Source organism: Anaerotalea alkaliphila (assembly GCF_010179735.1).
In the GTDB taxonomy this organism is placed as follows: Bacteria; Bacillota; Clostridia; order Lachnospirales; family Vallitaleaceae; genus Anaerotalea; species Anaerotalea alkaliphila.
This window is the reverse complement of record NZ_JAAEEH010000001.1, coordinates 121,707-137,971: the sequence shown is the minus strand read 5'-3', so window position 1 is coordinate 137,971 and position 16,265 is coordinate 121,707. Positions and strand designations below refer to the sequence as shown.

At 56.1% G+C, this 16,265-nt stretch carries 18 protein-coding genes; 1 reads left to right on the top strand and 17 read right to left on the bottom strand.

Going from position 1 to position 16,265, the window contains the following annotated elements; translation table 11 throughout:
• The 11 genes from nusB to pilM form a co-directional block, all read right to left on the bottom strand.
• Complete coding sequence (gene nusB / locus GXN74_RS00655; protein ID WP_162368979.1) at nucleotides 1–435, bottom strand: transcription antitermination factor NusB; 435 nt, start codon at nucleotides 433–435, stop codon at nucleotides 1–3.
• 63 nt (nucleotides 436–498) lie between these two features.
• Nucleotides 499–870, bottom strand: a complete 372-nt coding sequence (locus GXN74_RS00650; RefSeq protein WP_162368978.1) for an Asp23/Gls24 family envelope stress response protein — start codon at nucleotides 868–870, stop codon at nucleotides 499–501.
• Between the two features lie 88 nt (nucleotides 871–958).
• The gene (locus tag GXN74_RS00645) at nucleotides 959–2,047 is read right to left on the bottom strand and encodes a response regulator (RefSeq protein ID WP_162368977.1); all 1,089 of its coding nucleotides are present in this window, start codon (nucleotides 2,045–2,047) and stop codon (nucleotides 959–961) included.
• A 91-nt stretch (nucleotides 2,048–2,138) separates the two neighbouring features.
• Nucleotides 2,139–2,696 carry an elongation factor P gene (gene efp, locus GXN74_RS00640; protein ID WP_162368976.1) on the bottom strand — a complete coding sequence of 186 codons (558 nt, stop codon included), beginning with the start codon at nucleotides 2,694–2,696 and terminating at the stop codon, nucleotides 2,139–2,141.
• A 93-nt stretch (nucleotides 2,697–2,789) separates the two neighbouring features.
• Nucleotides 2,790–3,857 carry a M24 family metallopeptidase gene (locus tag GXN74_RS00635; RefSeq protein WP_162368975.1) on the bottom strand — a complete coding sequence of 356 codons (1,068 nt, stop codon included), beginning with the start codon at nucleotides 3,855–3,857 and terminating at the stop codon, nucleotides 2,790–2,792.
• A gap of 12 nt (nucleotides 3,858–3,869) precedes the next feature.
• Nucleotides 3,870–4,370: a shikimate kinase gene (locus GXN74_RS00630; RefSeq protein ID WP_162368974.1), complete on the bottom strand. Its 501-nt coding sequence runs from the start codon at nucleotides 4,368–4,370 to the stop codon at nucleotides 3,870–3,872.
• A gap of 23 nt (nucleotides 4,371–4,393) precedes the next feature.
• Nucleotides 4,394–4,906 carry a YqeG family HAD IIIA-type phosphatase gene (locus tag GXN74_RS00625; protein ID WP_162368973.1) on the bottom strand — a complete coding sequence of 171 codons (513 nt, stop codon included), beginning with the start codon at nucleotides 4,904–4,906 and terminating at the stop codon, nucleotides 4,394–4,396.
• Between the two features lie 18 nt (nucleotides 4,907–4,924).
• Nucleotides 4,925–5,689, bottom strand: a complete 765-nt coding sequence (locus GXN74_RS00620; protein ID WP_162368972.1) for a prepilin peptidase — start codon at nucleotides 5,687–5,689, stop codon at nucleotides 4,925–4,927.
• 72 nt (nucleotides 5,690–5,761) lie between these two features.
• Complete coding sequence (locus GXN74_RS00615) at nucleotides 5,762–6,943, bottom strand: S-layer homology domain-containing protein (RefSeq protein WP_162368971.1); 1,182 nt, start codon at nucleotides 6,941–6,943, stop codon at nucleotides 5,762–5,764.
• Nucleotides 6,927–7,490: a PilN domain-containing protein gene (locus tag GXN74_RS00610; RefSeq protein WP_162368970.1), complete on the bottom strand. Its 564-nt coding sequence runs from the start codon at nucleotides 7,488–7,490 to the stop codon at nucleotides 6,927–6,929. Before GXN74_RS00610 ends, GXN74_RS00615 begins: the two co-directional genes overlap by 17 nt.
• A 12-nt stretch (nucleotides 7,491–7,502) precedes the next feature.
• Nucleotides 7,503–8,570 carry a pilus assembly protein PilM gene (pilM, locus tag GXN74_RS00605; protein ID WP_162368969.1) on the bottom strand — a complete coding sequence of 356 codons (1,068 nt, stop codon included), beginning with the start codon at nucleotides 8,568–8,570 and terminating at the stop codon, nucleotides 7,503–7,505.
• 197 nt (nucleotides 8,571–8,767) lie between these two features.
• On the opposite strand from pilM, the gene GXN74_RS00600 reads away from it, so the two are divergent.
• Entirely contained in the window at nucleotides 8,768–9,187 is a 420-nt protein-coding gene (locus GXN74_RS00600) for an acyl-CoA thioesterase (RefSeq protein ID WP_162368968.1), read from the top strand.
• Between the two features lie 129 nt (nucleotides 9,188–9,316).
• On the opposite strand, the gene GXN74_RS00595 is transcribed toward GXN74_RS00600, so the two are convergent.
• The 6 genes from GXN74_RS00595 to hemB form a co-directional block, all read right to left on the bottom strand.
• Nucleotides 9,317–10,537, bottom strand: coding sequence for an ATP-binding protein (locus tag GXN74_RS00595; protein ID WP_162368967.1), 1,221 nt, complete (start codon nucleotides 10,535–10,537; stop codon nucleotides 9,317–9,319).
• A 17-nt stretch (nucleotides 10,538–10,554) separates the two neighbouring features.
• Complete coding sequence (locus GXN74_RS00590; RefSeq protein WP_162368966.1) at nucleotides 10,555–10,929, bottom strand: CoA-binding protein; 375 nt, start codon at nucleotides 10,927–10,929, stop codon at nucleotides 10,555–10,557.
• Between the two features lie 46 nt (nucleotides 10,930–10,975).
• Complete coding sequence (locus GXN74_RS00585) at nucleotides 10,976–11,626, bottom strand: MtnX-like HAD-IB family phosphatase (RefSeq protein ID WP_162368965.1); 651 nt, start codon at nucleotides 11,624–11,626, stop codon at nucleotides 10,976–10,978.
• Nucleotides 11,627–11,695: 69 nt separating this feature from the next.
• The gene (locus GXN74_RS00580; protein ID WP_162368964.1) at nucleotides 11,696–13,582 is read right to left on the bottom strand and encodes a DUF4914 family protein; all 1,887 of its coding nucleotides are present in this window, start codon (nucleotides 13,580–13,582) and stop codon (nucleotides 11,696–11,698) included.
• Nucleotides 13,583–13,977: 395 nt separating this feature from the next.
• Complete coding sequence (gene hemL / locus GXN74_RS00575; RefSeq protein ID WP_246208532.1) at nucleotides 13,978–15,312, bottom strand: glutamate-1-semialdehyde 2,1-aminomutase; 1,335 nt, start codon at nucleotides 15,310–15,312, stop codon at nucleotides 13,978–13,980.
• Complete coding sequence (gene hemB, locus GXN74_RS00570) at nucleotides 15,273–16,265, bottom strand: porphobilinogen synthase (protein WP_343032776.1); 993 nt, start codon at nucleotides 16,263–16,265, stop codon at nucleotides 15,273–15,275. The genes hemL and hemB overlap by 40 nt, the downstream gene beginning before the upstream one ends.

Below are 16,265 nucleotides of genomic sequence, written 5' to 3'. Positions count from 1 at the left end.
TCATCCCATCTTCTTGGCCACATTGGCCAGCACACCGTTGATGAACGAGGCGGAGGTGTCCCCCCCAAAACGCTTGGCGAGTTCCACGGCTTCGTTGATGGCCACGGAAACCGGCACCTCTTCGTCATACATCATTTCATAGACGGCCAACCGTAGGATTGCCGCATCCACATTGGACATCCGGTCCACGGACCAGTTCAGTGTCGCTTCGTTCAGGACCCCATCCATCTCCTCGGACTTCTCCAGGACATGCATCGCCTTTTCCCTGACAATCCGGTTGACGTCGTCCGCCTCCTCTTCGGCTGCCTCCGCCTCCCTCTCCTGCTGCAGGGATGAAAGATACATGTCGGCGCTCTTTTCCCATTCCTCTTTTGTTCCGAAACCTGCGGAAAAGATTATTTTGAATATGTGTTCCCTTTGTTTTCTTCTATTCACCGAAGTCCTCCTAAAAAAGCCCGGGGACAGTCCATTTAAGTACAGTCCCCGCAATGGTTGATCCTATTTCTTTTCCACGTCCACTCCAGCCACCTTGATGTTCACTTCACTGACCACCAATCCGGTCATGGTTTCTACGGCGCTCTTCACTTTTTCCTGGACGTTTTTTGTCACCTGCACGATGGAGCACCCGAACGCCACGATGATGGCAAGGTCCAAAGCCACCGTATCCTCCATCACTTCCACATTGATTCCCTTGGCCAGATTCTTCTTTCCCAGCAATTCCACCAGGTCTCCAGCCAGATTGCCGACCATGCCGACAACCCCGTCCACTTCCGTGGCCGCAAGTCCTGCGATGATGGCGATGACCTCGTCGGCGATGTGCACCGTGCCCACGTCGCCGTTCTGGTGGATCTTGTGTATCTGTCTCTCCATGCCACAACCTCCCGTATGCTGATTCCATGCTGATTCCGTCTTTTGGTTTCTTTCATTATAACCAAACCTGCATGAATATGCAAATCCTTTATGTTTCCGGAACATCTTCCAGAAACTCCCTTACCAGGAGGTCCCTTGTCCGCCGCATGGCCTCCACCAGCAGCGGGTCGTACTTCTTGCCGCTCTCCATGGCCAATTCCTCCAGGACCTGGTCCATATAGGCGGAATCCTCTCCCGTCTTCCCCGCCGTCTTGTGGTTGATGGCATCCGCAAGGGCCACGATCCTTGCCGGCAGAGGAATCTCCTCCCCCTTGATGCCGTAGGGATAGCCGTTCCCGTCCCAGCGTTCATGGTGGTAGAGGGCGATGTCCATGGCCATCTCGAACAGCGCACTGTTGCCTCCGATATCCAGCTTTGCGGTCTTCAGGGTTTCATACCCCAAGGTGGTGTGGTTGATGATCACCTGGAACTCCTCCTGGGTCAGGCTTCCCGGCTTGAGCAGGATCCGGTCCGGCACCCCGATCTTCCCGATGTCGTGGAGGGGGGTGGCCCTGTAGAGGATTTGTATGTATTCCTGTGTCAGCTTCTTCTGGTAACGCTTTTCTTTGGCCAGTTCCCTGGCCAGAATCCTGGCATAGCTCTGCATCTTGTTCATCCGGTTGGCCGAGAGGGGGTCCCTGGTCTCGATGATGTTGGCGAACACCCGGATCACCGAATCCCTGGTCCTTTCCACCTCCTGCATCCGGCGTTCCACCTCGTCCTGCAGTTCCAGTTTCTGGCGGATCAGTTCGTCTCGGCTCAGCTTCAACTCCAGATGGATCCGCACCCGTTCCCTGATTTCAATCGTGTGGAAAGGCTTGATCACATAGTCCACAGCTCCTTCGGAAAAGGCGGTGGCGATGTCCTCATGGTTGTCGGAAGATGTGAAGAAAATGACGGGGATGTGTTTGTACGCGCTGATCCCCTTCAGGATCCTGCAGGTCTCGAAACCATCCAATTCGGGCATGTGGACATCCATCAGGATCAGGTCCACCCTGTAGCGTTCAAGCAAGGCCAGCGCTTCCCGCCCGTTGGTTGCAAGCAGCACGTCGTAGTCCCCTTCCAACGCCTTTCTGCAGATATCCAGATATTTCTTGGTGTCATCCACCACCAGAATCCTGGCGCCTCTCGTATACATGGGACATCTTCCTTCCTTTCCCTAGAATAAAACCCATAGATTTCTCCATGGGTTCTTGTCTACAGTGTATGGGCTTCCCGCCGGTGTCCGTTTAGACGCGGGAGAGATAGTCGCCTGTTCTTGTGTCGATCTTGATCACATCGTCGATTTCCACAAACAATGGAACGTAGACGATGGCACCTGTTTCCACCTCCGCCGGTTTCGTGGCGCCGGTGGCCGTATCCCCTTTGACCCCTGGTTCCGTGTGCACAACCCGCAACTCTGCGAAAAGCGGGGGCTCCACACCAAAGACCACGCCGTCATGGGAAAGAATCTTGACCGCCACGTTCTCTTTCACGAATTTCAATGCTCCGTCCAACTGTTCAGCCGTAAGGGCCATCTGCTCATAGCTTTCCTGGTCCATGAAATGGTACAGCTCTCCGTCGGAATAGAGATATTCCATATCCTTCCGCTCGATATGGGCCTTGGGCATTTTCTCCGACGGTCTGAATGTCTTCTCCACCACGCTGCCTGTCTTGAGGTTCTTCAATTTGGTGCGCACGAAAGCCGCTCCCTTACCGGGCTTCACATGCTGGAATTCAATCACGGTATAGATGTTGTTTTCATATTCGATGGTAAGACCATTCCTAAAATCACTTGCTGATACCATAGCTTCCTCCTGAGTCGATTTTCTTCTCTAGTTTAATGCAATCGGTCCATTTTTTCAACCTTTTTTTTGCCGCATGGAGGAAGTTCGCCTGCCCTAAAGCTCCATCAATTCCTTGGGGCTCCCCGTCATGTTCAGGACGCCGTCCTTGACGACCACCACCAGGTCTTCAATCCGGACACCTCCGAAACCCGGCACATAGATTCCGGGTTCGACGGTCATGACCATGTTCTCCTGGATTACGGTGCTGTCATTTGGGGAAAACCTGGGGGACTCATGGACCTCCAGCCCCAATCCGTGGCCAAGCCCATGGCCGAACATCTTGCCCCATCCCGCGGCCTCGATCACATCCCTTGCCAGGGCGTCCGCTTCCTTTCCTGTCATTCCGGGACGGATCCCCGAGAGAGCCGTTTCCTGGGCCTGCCTGACCACCCCGTAGATTTCCTTCTGACGGACGTCGGCCTTGCCCAGGACCACCGTGCGGGTCATGTCGGAACAGTAATGGTCCAGCACGCATCCGAAGTCCAATGTCAGGAAATCCCCCTGGACCAGCTTTCTTTCCGTCGGTTGGGCATGGGGGAGGGAGGAGCGGGGGCCCGAGGCCGCGATGGTGTCGAAGCTCAGCTTCTGGGCTCCGTTCCTTCTCAGGAAACATTCGATTTCCAGGGCAACCTCCAACTCGCTGACCCCCGGGCGCAATTCCCCAAGGATATGGGCAAAGGCAAGGTCACCCAACTTGGCGGCCTTGCCGATCTTTTCGATCTCTTCCGGGTCCTTGCGCGTCCTTAGGCGCAGGATCTGCTCCGACACAGGGACCAGCGTTGTCCGGGGCATGGCCTCTTCCATCCGCTTCCATGCCCTCCAGGTGACCATATCCTCCTCGAACCCGAGACGGCCGATCCCCTTCTGTTCCAGTATCTTTGCGATTGCTGCGTAGGGGCCTTCCCTTCCCTGGTCCCATACTTGGATTCCCAGACATTCTTCGGCTGCCTGTTCCAGATACCGGAAGTCTGTAACCAGGAACCTTTCGCCACCGGCCAGCAGGAGGCTTCCGGCGCTGCCTGTGAAACCGGAAAGGTAGTAGCGGTTGGACGGCTCCTGCACCAGGACCGCCTCCACTTCCAACGGTTTCAAGACATCCATAAGTTTGCCAATGCGGTCCATCTGCGTTCTCCTCTATAATAGTCCTATCAATTCTTCTACGATGGCTTCCACCTTTTTGTCCTTGGTCTGGATGATCACATCCGCACAACCTACATACAGCGGTGTCCGCACCTCCAGCAATTCGTTGACTTTCGCCGCAAGGTCCTCTCCCAAAAAGGAGGTGCGGTCCTCCTCCTGTTCGATGTTCTCCAGGATCTGTTCCGGTTCCATCTGCAGGAAAACGATGGTTCCCAACAGGTGGAGGAGCCGCACGTTCTCCGGCAGCTCCACCACGCCGCCCCCCGTGGAGATGACCATTTCCCTCCGGTCCATGAGGGCTTCCAGCGCCTGCCTCTCCCGGCTCCTGATTCCGTCTTCCCCTTCCTTCTCCAACAGCTCTTGGATTCCACAGCCGGCTTCCTTCACCACCATGTCGTCCAGATCCAACCACAGCGCATCCAGTTTCTCCGCCAGACGTCTTCCCACATTTGTCTTCCCGGAACCCATGAAGCCAATCAACACGATATTGTTCATTTAACGCACCTCGACTGTATAGTTCATTCCAGATTGTTTTTTATGCCCTTCTCATGAAAAGCTTTCAAGATCCGCTTTTCCGTAGACCGCTTGATCCTGGTGATCAACTGCTCCTTCTCCTGGATGGGCATGACCAGGATGGTCTTGATCCCTAAACGGTTTCCGGCCCATACGTCCGTGAACAGCTGGTCTCCGACGATGATGGTGCTCCCTTTGTCCGTGCCCATGGCCTTCATGGCTTTCTCCAAGGTGACCCTTCTGGGTTTCTGTGCCCTATGGTAGGCCAGAACCTTCAGGTCCTTGTTGAATCTGCGGACACGTTTCGCCGAATTGTTGGAAAGCAGGCTGATGGAAAATCCCATCGTCTTGAGCTTCCCGAAGAAGGCGACCAGTTTTGCGTCGGGCACCAGCTGGTCGTAGGGCACCAGGGTGTTGTCGATGTCAAAGAGAATCCCCCTGTAGCCGTTCCTGTAGAGGGTGGTATAATCGATTTCATAGATGTTGGCATAATAAGCCTTTGGTAACAGAATCCTCATAACTCCACCTCCTTGCACTTAATATGCGCTGTTCAGATACCATGCGATGATCCGGTCTCCCCAAGCCATGGACGAGAATATGCCTATGGAAAGGAAGGGGCCAAAAGGGATCATCTGGTTCCTCCTGATCACCTTGGTGGCAAGCAGGGCGATCCCCACCACGGAACCGATGACCGATCCCAGCATCAGCGCCAGAAAGATCTTCTGCCAGCCCAACAGCAGCCCGCACACCGCCATCAGCTTGATGTCCCCGCCTCCCATCTTCCCTCCGGATAGGACCGCCATGAGCAGCAGGATCCCGCTGGCTGCAAAGAAGCCGATGATGTGGTCGGCCAGGGACGCCTGGGATGCCAGCACCCGCGCGACCGTGTGTATGGCGGCGGCTGTTCCCAGAAACAGGACAATCCCGTCCGGTATGATGTAATGGCCCAGGTCGATGACCGCAACCACAAGCAGTGTGGAAAACAGGATCCAAAGGACCAAAGTCTCCCACTGGAACCCCTTCCACAGAAAAACAAAAAGATAGGCGGCGCCGTTGAGAGCCTCCACCAACGGGTATTGGGGAGACAGTCTTGCGCCGCAGTTTCTGCACTTGCCTCCCAGGGCCAGATAGCTGAACACAGGCACCAGGTCATACCAGCGGATGCGGGCGTTGCAAGCCATGCAATGGGACGGGGTGAAGACGATCTCTTCTTCCCGGGGAATCCGGAAAATGCATACATTGAGGAAGCTTCCCACCAGAAGTCCCAAAACAAGTGTATAGATGCCGAATATCAGATCCATTCCAACTCCTTTTCTTGAACGGACGAAATCCTCCCATGGCCTTGTTCCAAGCCATGGGAGGCTCGCTTTGCATCATTTGAAATAGGTGAGCAGGTAGACGGCCTCGGCCTTGCTCATGAAGGCGTAGGGGTCCGACCAGCGTTCGGATGTCACATTCTTCTTGCTTCGGATATCCCCAGCCACTGTTGTCCAGGAGAATCCCTCATCGTCCTTGATCCTGCGCATGATGTTCTCCACTTCCTCATAGGTGATGGGGTCCATGGGACGCAGGGTCTTGTCCGTATACCCTTCCACAAAGCCACCCAGGAAACCCTTGTGTATGGCCATGGCGTAGGATGTTTCCAAATTGCCCAAACTCTCGTAGTCGGTGAATTCGGTCAGGTCCACATCCACATTGGTGTCCTTCCACTGGTAGACGTTGTCCAGTAGGACAACGAAGTCCCCACGGGTGATCTGCCCGTCCGGCAGGAAGGTGTTGTACGGATTCATGTAGACATACCCGTTCTTCAGGAATTCCTTGATTTCCTCTTCCATCCAGTGCCCCCCGATGTCGGTGAACTCCATGAAGCGCCCAGTATTGAAGATGCCTCCACCCTCGCCGGTGTAGATGTAGCGCACGGTGGCGTTGGTCCTGGTGAAGGGGATGAAGGGGTTCTGCTTGTCGTATGCGGGGTCCACGTACCATGCGTACAGGTTGTCCACCATGCCGCTGTCCGCCACCAGGTGGAGCAGTTCAAAGCTGACATTCCCTCCGATGACCCCTTCTTCCCCCAGCCGCATGTCCAGGGACGCCATTTTCAGTGTCTTGGGGAATGTCCAGATATTGTTCAAGACATTCATCATCACAGGATAGTTTCCCGTGTAGGCGATGTCCAGATTCGTCTTCAGGAAATTGACCTCGTCGATGAGGACTTCTTCAGGTTCGGAGAAGCGCATGCTCTGCACTTCCACCGGCGTCAACGCGAACAGGTCGTTGAACAGGATGATCTGCTCTTCCTGAGGCGTCGTATTGAAGTGTTCCCTGGCGAAAACCGCCACCTGATTGAATTTCTCCTCCAGCTTCCCGTCCAGCTCCTTCTCCCTTGCAGGAGCTTCCTCCAGCTGCAATTCCTTCTCTTCCAGCACGTCCATTTCCGCCCGCATCTCGGACAGTCTGGCCATTTGCGGATCGATCACATAGGTGAAGGACAGCCAGCCCAGTACCGCGACCACCAGGATGGACAGCATCAATTTCTCCCTACTGGTTATACGCATCCGGTTCACCCCCCATTTTCATAAACAAAGTGAAGCTGTTTTCGTCCTCTCCATACGTGATGTTTGAAACATGGAGGTTGCCGGACAGCTTGGAATTCCTGAGGTTGTGCTGGAACTCCGCAATGGAGGAGCGGATGGGCGCGCGCCCCATGACCTCCACGCTGTCCGTGCGCATGCTGATGGATGTCAGCTGCAGGTCCACCGGTATCGCGGCCACGATCTTCTCGAACCAAACCTGTTGGATGGTGTCCCCGCTCTCTGTGGTCGCCTTCACCTTTTCAAGTTGTACGACCAACCGCTCCAGGGAGACCAGCTGGTTCTGCTTATTCTCCAGACGTGCCAGCGTCTCCCGGTTCTCGGGAAGGGAAAGCTTCGCCTGAAGGGCGTCCATGTCGCTCTGCAGGGCCGCCATCCGGTAGAAGTTGAACCCCATGAACCCTCCAAAAAGCAGAAGGAACGCCAGGACAAGCAGCATTGCGCTTCGGGAACCTTTGTCCACCTTCTTTTTCTTGTTGCGGTAATTTTCGAAGAAATTGAAATCGTACATGTGCTCCCCCCCTTACCTTCTAGCCATGGCGCCGATGGCGTTGAAGTAATCCGCCATGGTATGGTTCTGGCCGTTTCCGGGCCAATCCACCATGCCGACTTTTTCTATTTTCTCTGCCGTGGTCTTGAACCTTCCTTCAAAATATCCGCAAATCCCTTTCAGGTTGGATAGGCCTCCGTAAAGGTACATTACTTCCACCGCATCCATGCCTTTGCTCCTTGTGGCATGATAGCGGAAGAACTTCTCCAGTTCATCCAGGATGCTGTCCAGGGAAGACCGCATGATGTTCAGGATTCTGGACTCCTCGCTGAAGTCCTCCAGACTTTCGTTCAGGTCTCCTGCGTTCATCTTCTTCACCATGGCTTCCTCCAAGGGGATGTCCAGGAATTTGGCGATGTTCGCATCCATGTCCCTGCCCCCGCGGGCGATGGTCCTGTTGAACTTGAACTGTCCGTTCTGGAAGATGGTGAGCATCGTGCTCTCGTATCCCAATTCGATGAACGCCACCGTTTTCCTCTTGAAGCTGCTTCCGTTTATGATTTCCTGCATTTCGAACAACTTGGATACCGCATTGGCATGGGTGTCCAACACCAGCGGCTGCAGGCCCGCGTTCAAGACCAGGTCATGGAGCTTGTCCACCATCTCCTTGGGAAAGGCCGTCACAGACGCTTCCACGAAGGGCTTCCCGTCCACCTCCAGTTCCCGGATTCTCTTGGACTGGACCACATAATTCTTCAGTTCCACCGGCAGGAACTGGGCCATCTCGAACTTCGCCACGTCCGACAGGTTGCCCCCGGCGCTTGCCGGCACCAGCACCTCCCGGGTGATGAGCTGGGTGCTGTCCACACAGAGGTGGCATTTCCGCTCCGTGATCTTGTTGGCCCGCAGCATGTCCCTTATGGCTCCGGTCATCGCCTCGGGATTCTTCACGTCCCCATCGGAAAAAACCTGTTCCGGCAAATGGTGGGTGACCATCTTGCGCACCAGGATCTGTCCGTTCTGCACATCCCCCGTGACGATCTTGACGGATCCCGCACCGATGTCCATTCCTATGATCTTCTTGATTTTCTTGTTCTTCATGCCCCGTCACCTCTCAATCCATACGCTGACTTTTATATCCGGTCAATTTTAAATCTAGTCAAATTATAGCATCTGAAATGTTTTTTTACAATACTGTAGAAAGAGGTCCATTGCTACAATCTTCCCAATATTGTAATCAGCTGTGGCAAACCGGGCCTTCCTATGGTAGAATGAATCCGTACGAAAGGAGGACGAAAATGATAGAACATGTAGTATGCAGGCTGGTAAAAGGAGAGGACCTGAACCACCACGGCACCCTTTTTGCAGGACGGATGTCCGAATGGTTTGTGGAAGCTTCCTTCATTTCCGCCGCAAGCCTCTACAAGAAACCCGAGCACATCGTCTGCCTGAAGGTCCATGGGTTGCAGTTCCTGGTGCCCATCAACAAGGGGGCCATCATCAACATCACCACAAAAGTCGTGCACGTGGGCAACACCAGCATCACCACCTACGGCAGGGTCGTCCTCGAAGGGGAAGACACAACCATGGTGGACGGCTACATCACCTTCGTGACCGTGGACCATGACGGAAACAAAATGCCGCACCACCTGGCACCCGTCGAAGCGGCCGACGACAGGGAACGCAAACTGCAGGAAACCGCCCGCCAACTGCGTTGAATCCATTGACAAACCGGGGGATTCGTCCTATAATGATAGTGTTATCATTGTATGGTAACAATACTCTCCCCCTCATCCTAAAAGACGCCTTTGAAAGACGTCTTTTTTTTGCGCGTTTTTCCCAGCCCATTAATCCATTTGTCCGCCCAAGTAGGATTTCACGAATTGTTCCGCCGTCCGGCCGGACATTCCCCCGTGCTTGAGGGCAAAAACCCTGGCCTTCTTCAGGAGCTCCTGCTCTACATAGGCGCCCCCACGGTTTTCAACCATCCGGACCACCATGTCGAAATAGGTCTTCTGGTCGGGCGCCTCGTAGAAGAGGGTGAGGCCGAAACGGTCCGACAGGGAAGTCATCTCCTGGATGAAGTCCTGCAGATGGACGTCGTTCTCCCGCTCCGTCCTGATTTCCTTGATCAGGTGCCGCCGGTTGGAGGTGATGCAGAACAGGATGTTGGAGACTTCGCTTGCCACACCGCCCTCGATGAAGGACTTCAGGAATTTGTACTCGTCCTCGTTGGCTTCGAAGGAAAGGTCGTCGATGAAGAGGATCACCTTGAAAGGCCTGTCCCCCAACCGTTCGAACACTTCCGGCAACCGGTGCATCTGCCCCTTGTACATCTGCAGGAGCTTGAGCTTCCGCTCCCGGAAAAGGGGGACGACCGCCTTGACGGAAGAGGATTTCCCCGTTCCCGAAGCACCCACCAGGAGCACATGGTGGCAGGGCCTCCCTTCCGCGAATGCCCTGATATTTTCGTACAGGCTCTTCTTCTGGCGTTCATAGGCGTACAGCCGCTCCCAGGCAAGGGGCCGGAAACCCTCGATCGGTTCCATCCGTCCTTCCCGGTCAAGGACAAAGGCGTCGTACAGGGCGAATTCCCCGACCCCATGGGTCTGCAGCAGCCTTGCATAGTCCAGGCATGCTTCCTCCCCGGGCCCTTCCGGCGGCAGCCTCTGGAAAAAGGCCCCCAGGGCGGCCCTTGGAGCATCGGTGCTGCAGGAACGGAAGAGCTCCAGGAATGCGGGCGGCTGGTTCTTTTGTTCCAGCAGTGCCCTGAACCTCTCTTCCGAAAGGAACGCCTGCAGCAGTCCCAGGTCGTTCTGCAGCACTTCCTTCCAGGCCGGCGGCATGACCGTCCGGTCCCCTTCCACCGCCATGGTGAACGGATTTTCCGTCCGGACCATTTCCTTCAGAAGCAGGTCCCGGAGCGTTTCACCGGACATCACCAGGGAGTGCAGGAACGCATGCAGGGATTCCCCTTCTTCCTCCTTGGCCTCCCAAAGCCGAAAATATCTTCCCAACACCGGATGCCCGTTCAGGTTCCTGTAAACCAGCAGTTTCCTACCATCCATACCTCTCCCTTTCCCTCCTAGCGGACGGCCACCAGCACGCACGCATGCACGGACAGCAATCCCAAATCAAGGACCCTTGCCATGACCTTGTCGTCATAGGTCCCCGGCTGCAGCCAGATGTAGCGGATCCCCAGGGAAGCGGCCTCCTCCAACAGGTCCAGTGTGCGGGCGGGACCCACCACCACATTCACCACATCCGGCTTCTGGGGCAGGTCCCGCAGGCTGGGATAGCAGACATCCCCGTCCACCTGGTCATGCCGTGGATTCACGGCAAAAACCGTGTACCCATGCCGCTTCAGCTTGTGGTAGATCATGTTTCCGTACCGGGAATGGTCCTTGTTCACGCCCACCACGGCCCAGGTCTTCTGTTCCAGCATTCTTTCCTCCAACATCGGCAACACCTCCTTACGGCCATACTACTGTTTTCCCGGTTTCCTGTCAAGAGAAACCGATCTCCTCCAGGATCTCCTGGATTTCCGCAAAAGTTTCAAAAGGATGGAAATCATATCCGCCTTCCCGAAGGAGGTCCACCAGGCTCCCCTTGGCGAAACGGACATGGGCGGCAACCGCCGCCTTGAAGTCGGGTTCCGAATCCCCCGCGAAGGCAACGGTCTCGTAGGAACGCTTGTAGGTTTCCACCACCTTCTCCTTGTCCACCCCGTACACATCGGAATAGAACCATACATTCGGATCAGGTTCGATCCGGAACTTGCCTTCCGCAAAGGTACCGGGATTGGAGATGACCGGCACTTTGGGGAGCCGTCCCCGTTCCTGGAGCTGCTCCACATAGTAGCGCAGGCCTGCGCTCAGTATCAGGAAATCCGTTCCCTTGTCCTCCAACCAGCGGAAGAACGCCGGCAGATGGGGGTCCAGTTTGATCTTTCCCAAGATTTCCTCGTGCTCCTTGGGGCTGAAGGTGTGCATGTCGAACACGCCGTTCAGGAAGGCGTGTCCTATCTTCCCTTGTGCAATCCAACGATGGTAGAACGCATCCGCCCCGGGTCCTGCGTACTCGTCCAGGATGATCCAGTAGAAGTCCCGTTCGGTCATGGTCTTGTCGAAATCAGAGATGAAAATGCTCTTTTTCATTGCTTCTCCTTTTATACAACCGAAAACAGCAAGGCCGCATGCCTTGCTGTTTTCGGTCAGTCTATTGGTCTACCATTGGATGGGGATGAATTTTTCGTATTCTTCCAGGCTGCAGTTGTTCAGGCAGGCCTCGATGATTTCCCTTCCCAGGGGGTTGAGTCCGGGCTCCAGGAACTGCGGGAGTTCCTTCTTGAAGAAATCGTCCAGGATCTTGGCGCCTGCGTCATAGCCTTCCGTTCCCACTTCCGGCTGGAGCTGGGGCTGCAGCAATCCTTTGGGCATGTAGTGGCCGTCGATCTTCATGGTCTCCAGGGCGTAGCCCAGGAGGCCGCATCTGCTGGGCACCATGTTCTCACGTCTGAACTTGGCGCTTCCCCTGCGGGAGATGTATTCCCTGGTCATCCATTCGGACATGAAGCCCACCTTGTAGGCGCCGATGTTCTGGTTGGGGATCAGGATGTAGCGTGTGGCGGAGGTGTTCAGGATCTGCTCCAGGAGCAGGTTGGCCTGGTCCACCTTCTTGCCTGTGGCGAAGGGCCAGTAGGACCCCACACCCTCGCTGCCCATGGCGTCTCCGGACACGATGCTGGGGTTGTCATGGCCGCGGGGAGCCACCAGCCGCCACAGCCATGCCAGGGCGGGAGGCAGCACCTGGACCATGCCCATCATGCCATAGGTGGGGTTCTCCTTGGTGCAAAGGGGGGTGCGCACGCCGAAACTGCGGACGTCCACTTCCACCGGCTCGTCCACGATGCCGGGGATGAAGCTTCTGGGCATGATCACACGGGGGTTGGGGCAGGGCTTGCCGTTTTCATCCATGGTGTGCTCCCAAATCAGGCAGGTGGCTCCAGGCACACCGTCGATGTTCAGGAAGATCAGAGGCTCTTTGGGGTGGATGGTCAGACGCTCGTAATGGGGGTCCGTACCATATTTGTCGATGTGGTTGATCCGCAGGAACCAGCCGTTTTCGGCGTCCTGGACCACCAGCTTCTTGGAGTCGTTCTGCAGGGCGGGATGGCACAGGGCCATGTCGTCCGTCACGGGAAGCAGGGTGCTTTCGTCCACCAGCTCCATGTAGGTCTTCTCCTTGGTGATGCTGTTCGTCGCCAGCACCATCCTTCCGTCCGGCTGCTTGTGGGGCTGCTCCAGCATCTCGCTCTTGCCGCCGCCGCTGGCTCCCTCATGCATGATGACGATGATGTTCTCGTAGGGGGTGACCACCTTGACCGTGGAGGCGTGGGCGGTGACCCAGCCTTCCCCTTCGCCGATGTTCAGGAGCACGCCATAGATGCCCTTCTTGGCGCTGGGACCCGGATACAGGTTGTAGGAAAACAGCTCGTGCATGTCGTCCAGACGGTTGTGTACGACGATCTGCTTGCCGTCGAAATGGGTGTGTCTGAAAGGGGGCGCCAGATAGATCACGGCTTTGGGGGTGAAGTTGTCGGGAAGCTCCCCCTTGGGGATGAAGGTCTGCAGGTCCGCAAGGCCTCCAGCAAAGAACCCGGCGTTCAGAGGGCCCACCAGCAACGCCTGATATCCGAAGGAGTTTCCGCCGGCCATGAAGGGCATCACAATCAGGTCCTGCTCCTCCAGCCATTCGAAAGTCTCCTTCCGGATGGGCTCGAAGTCCGCTTCGAACACCTCTTCATACCTGGGTTTGTCGGTATCCTTCTCGTCGGCCACCACCATGCTGTCCGGATCCCTGCGCCGCATGTACATGTCCATGTAGTTTACGGAGCAGCCGTTCTTGCATTTGGCCACCGTGGCTTCCACCACGCGGCCTTTTCCAGGCACCTCGTAGGCGATTTCGATGAAGTCCTTTTCATCCTGGGAACCCATGGCCAATTCCAAAAGATGGGTTCTGCTTTCAGGCACCACAATCTTGTTCTTGCTCTTCTCCAAGAGCGCCTTCAGCTCCTCCGGCAGAATCATCTTGTCCATAACGCTTTGATCCATTGTGTCTTCTCCTTTCGACTGCAAACAGGTTCGTATATTTTGACAACTGCTTAACAATGCTTTGTGATATTATTATCATATACCAACTCCAAAAAGATTGCAAGTGTTTTTTGAAATTTTTTATTTCAATACTTGCAAATTTCAATCCCGAACGGCCCTAAAACGTACTTTGTATACACTTTTTGGGCATGATATGAATTATGCCAAAGCCATTCCTTCACGTTTGATTTTTCAAACGTGCGGCAAGGAAGGCTTTGGCATCCATTTTCACGAATATTAAATTCTCGGTCAATATATACTATAGCAAAAAATGCCGGAATAATAAAGTCTTTTCTCGTCCAGTTCGTAATTTTGTCAATATGCCACAGTTTGCAGGCCTGCATTTTAGTTGTTTTCTACAATTCCGCCAGGGTTTCCATGGCCTTCCCATGGGCGGATACGGTCATTTCCAACATCCTTTCCTCATGGGCGCCCGAAAGGAAGAGGGCCTCGAATTGGGAGGGGGGCATCAAAATCCCCTGTTCCAGCATGCGGTTGAAATAGGCGGCATACCGTTTCGTGTCGGATTCCATCACCTGCCGGTAGGTTTCCACCGGGCCCTTGGCAAAAAATTGGCACACCATGGTCCCCACCCTGTTCACGGCTGCCTCCACACCACAGCGCCGGAGGTTGGCGCCAAAACCCTCCTCCAGGAATCGCGCCTTTTCCTCCAGTTCCCGGTAGAACTCCGGGTGCTTCGCAAGGTGCCGGAGCACCTGGAGTCCCATGCGCATGGCCAGCGGATTCCCGGACAGGGTTCCCGCCTGATACACGTCCCCGGCCGGAGCCACCCTGGACATGATTTCCCGGCGGCCGCCATAGGCGCCCACCGGCAGCCCCCCGCCGATGATTTTTCCAAGGCAGGTGATGTCCGGACGGATTCCGTACACCGTCTGGGCGCCACCGTAGGCCAACCGGAAACCGCTGATGACCTCGTCGAAGATCAGCAGGCTTCCATGGCGGTCGCAAAGGCTTCGCACCCCCATAAGGAACCCTTCCCTGGGTGCCACCACCCCCATGTTCCCCGGAACAGGCTCCATGATCACGGCGGCGATCCTCCCGCCGTTGTTCCTGAAAAGCTCCTCCAGACCCTGGAGGTCGTTGTAGCTTCCCACCAGCGTGTTCCTGGTGCTTTCCCCGGGCACCCCAGCACTGGTGGGGATCCCCAGGGTCAGGGCACCGGATCCGGACTTCACCAGCAGCTGGTCCGCATGCCCATGGTAGCAGCCCTCGAACTTGACCACCATCTCCCGTCCCGTGAAGCCTCTGGCCAGCCGTATGGCGCTCATGGTCGCTTCCGTACCGGAATTGACCATGCGCACCATATCCATGCCGGGGAAAGCCTCCACAATCTGCTCCGCCATCTGGATTTCCAGTTCCGTAGGCAAGCCATAGGTGGTCCCTTTCAGCGCCTGCTCCCCGATCCCCTCCAAAGCCACAGGACTGGCGTGTCCCAGGATGGAAGGGCCCCAGGACCCGATGTAGTCGATGAAGGCGTTGCCGTCCACATCCCAGACCCGGGCCCCCTCCGCCCTTTCCACGAACAGCGGATGCCTTCCCACGGAGGCGAATGCCCGGACGGGACTGTTGACCCCCCCGGGAATGACCTCCCGTGCCCGTTCGAACAGCTTGTCCGATCTAGCCGTATCCATCATACGCAATTCCCTTCCGTCTGGTATCTGCCAATCCATTCCTGGACATCCTTGGCAAAATAGGTGATGATCAAGTCCGCTCCACTCCTTTTGATGCAGAGCAGGCTTTCGAACAACCCCTTCTCCTCCAGGATCCCCTGTTCGAATCCGTTTCTCAGGAGGGCGTACTCCCCGCTGACCTGGTAGGCCGCCACCGGAAGCCGGGTGTTCTGCCGGGCATCCTGGATGATGTCCAGGTAGGGCATGGCTGGTTTCACCATGAGGAAGTCAGCCCCTTCCTCCACATCCAGCAGGAGCTCCACTAGGGCTTCCCGCTTGTTGGCGGGATCCATCTGGTAAGCCTTCCTGTCCCCGAAGCCGGGGGCGGAATGGGCCGCATCCCTGAACGGCCCGTAGAAGGAGGAGGCGTATTTTGCGCTGTAGGCCATGATGGGGACATGGGAATAGCCGCCTTCGTCCAACGCTTCCCGGATGGCTCCCACCCTCCCGTCCATCATGTCGGAGGGGGCCAGGATGTCCGCCCCCGCCTGCGCATGGCTGAGGGCAGCCTCCACAAGGACCTTGAGGGTCTTCTCCCGGTCGATGTGCCCGTCCCCATGGAAGAAGCAACAGTGGCCGTCGCTTTTGTACTGGCACAGGCATACGTCCGTCAGGAGCAGCATCCCCCCATCCGCCTCCTTCAGCGCCCGCAGGGCGCTTTGCACCACCCCGCCGGCGTCCTTGGCGCAATCCGCCTGGGCGTCCTTCTCCTTGGGAACGCCGAACAGCAGGAGGGCGCGGATGCCCTTGGATTTCAGTTCCGGCAGGTCCTTCAGGAAGGCGTCCACGGAATAATGGTATTGCCCCCGCAGGGAGGGGATCTCTTCCTTGATCCCTTTGCCCTCCACAAAAAACACGGGGCAGATGATGTCGGACATGTCGATCCTGTTTTCCCGCACCATGTCCCTAAGTTGCGCGCTGCCCCGCAATCTTGCAGGCATCCTTCTTTCCAT